The organism is Serratia sp. HMSC15F11 (assembly GCF_001808215.1).
GTDB classification, from domain to species: Bacteria; Pseudomonadota; Gammaproteobacteria; order Enterobacterales; family Enterobacteriaceae; genus Serratia; species Serratia nevei.
Window position 1 is genome coordinate 1 of record NZ_KV792412.1, and the last position, 2001, is coordinate 2001.

Annotated in this window: 1 protein-coding gene; it reads right to left on the minus strand. The window is 65.4% G+C overall.

Annotated features, from left to right (window positions below):
* Positions 1-12 precede the first annotated feature (12 nt).
* A partial coding sequence (gene tkt, locus HMPREF3138_RS06980) for a transketolase (RefSeq protein WP_210394200.1) occupies positions 13-2001 on the minus strand: 1989 nt, incomplete at its 5' end.

Below are 2001 nucleotides of genomic sequence, written 5' to 3' on the forward strand. Positions count from 1 at the left end.
GCGCCAGGCCGCTTACTTCAGCAGCGCCTGCGCCTTGGCCACCACGTTGTCCACGGTGAAGCCGAACTCGGCGAACAGCTGCTCCGCCGGCGCCGACTCACCGAAGGTGGTCATGCCCACGATGGCGCCGTTCAGGCCCACGTACTTGTACCAGTAGTCCGCGATACCCGCTTCCACCGCCACGCGCGCCGTTACCGCCGCCGGCAACACCGACTCGCGGTACGCCGCATCCTGCTTGTCGAACGCGTCGGTCGACGGCATCGACACCACGCGCACCTTGCGGCCCGCCGCGGTCAGCTTGTCCGCCGCTTCCACCGTGATGCCCACTTCGGAGCCGGTGGCAATCAGGATGACGTCCGGCGTGCCCGCGCAGTCTTTCAGCACGTAGCCGCCGCGGTACACGTTCGCCAGCTGCTCTGCGCTGCGCGGCTGCTGGGTCAGATTCTGGCGCGAGAACACCAGCGTAGTCGGGCCGTCGTTGCGCTCGATGCCGTACTGCCACGCCACCGCCGATTCCACCTGGTCACACGGGCGCCAGGTGCTCATGTTCGGGGTCACGCGCAGGCTCGCCAGCTGCTCCACCGGCTGGTGGGTCGGGCCGTCTTCGCCCAGACCGATGGAGTCGTGGGTGTAGACGAACACGTTGCGCAGCTTCATCAGCGCCGCCATGCGCACCGCGTTGCGGGCGTATTCCACGAACATCAGGAAGGTCGCCGAGTACGGCAGGAAGCCGCCGTGCAGCGCGATGCCGTTGGTGATGGCGGTCATGCCGAACTCGCGCACGCCGTAATGAATGTAGTTGCCCGCCGGGTCAACGTTCAGCGCTTTCGAGCCGGACCACATGGTCAGGTTGCTCGGTGCCAGGTCGGCAGAGCCGCCCAGGAACTCCGGCAGCACCTTGCCGAACGCTTCCAGCGCGTTCTGCGACGCCTTGCGGCTGGCGATGTTGGCCGGGTTGGCCTGCAGTTTTTCCACGAACGCTTTGGCGTCGGCTTTCCAGTCGGCCGGCAGCTCGCCGTTCATGCGGCGCTTGAACTCGGCAGCCTGCTCCGGGAAGGCCTTGGCGTAGGCGGCGAACTTGTCGTTCCAGACCGCTTCTTTGGCCTGACCGGCTTCTTTGGCGTCCCACTGGGCGTAGATGTCCTGCGGGATTTCAAAGGCGGCGTATTTCCAGCCCAGCGCTTCGCGGGTGGCGGCCACTTCGGCTGCGCCCAGCGCGGCGCCGTGCACGTCATGGGTGCCGGCCTTGTTCGGCGAACCGAAGCCGATAACGGTCTTGCACATCAGCAGCGACGGCTTGTCGGTCACCTTGCGCGCTTCTTCAATCGCGGCCTTGATGGCATCCGGGTTGTGGCCGTCAACGTTGCGCACCACGTGCCAGCCGTAGGCTTCGAAACGCAGGGCGGTGTCGTCGGTGAACCAGCCGTCGACGTGGCCGTCGATGGAGATGCCGTTGTCATCGTAGAAAGCGGTCAGCTTGCCGAGCTTGAGGGTACCGGCCAGAGAACAGACTTCGTGCGAGATGCCTTCCATCATGCAGCCGTCGCCCATGAAGGCGTAGGTGTGGTGGTCAACGATGTCGTGGCCCGGGCGGTTGAACTGCGCCGCCAGGGTGCGTTCGGCGATGGCGAAGCCGACGGCGTTGGCGATGCCCTGGCCCAGCGGGCCGGTGGTGGTTTCAACGCCTGGGGTGTAGCCGTACTCCGGGTGCCCTGGGGTTTTGGAGTGCAGCTGCCGGAAGTTTTCCAGCTCGCGCATCGGCAAGTCATAGCCGGTGAGGTGCAGGAGGCTGTAAATCAACATGGAGCCGTGGCCGTTGGAGAGCACGAAACGGTCGCGGTCAGCCCAGAGCGGGTTAGTCGGGTTGTGGTTGAGGTAGTCACGCCACAGGACTTCGGCGATGTCCGCCATGCCCATAGGGGCACCCGGGTGGCCGGAATTTGCTTTTTGTACGGCGTCCATGCTGAGTGCGCGGATGGCGTTGGCAAGCTCTTTACGAGA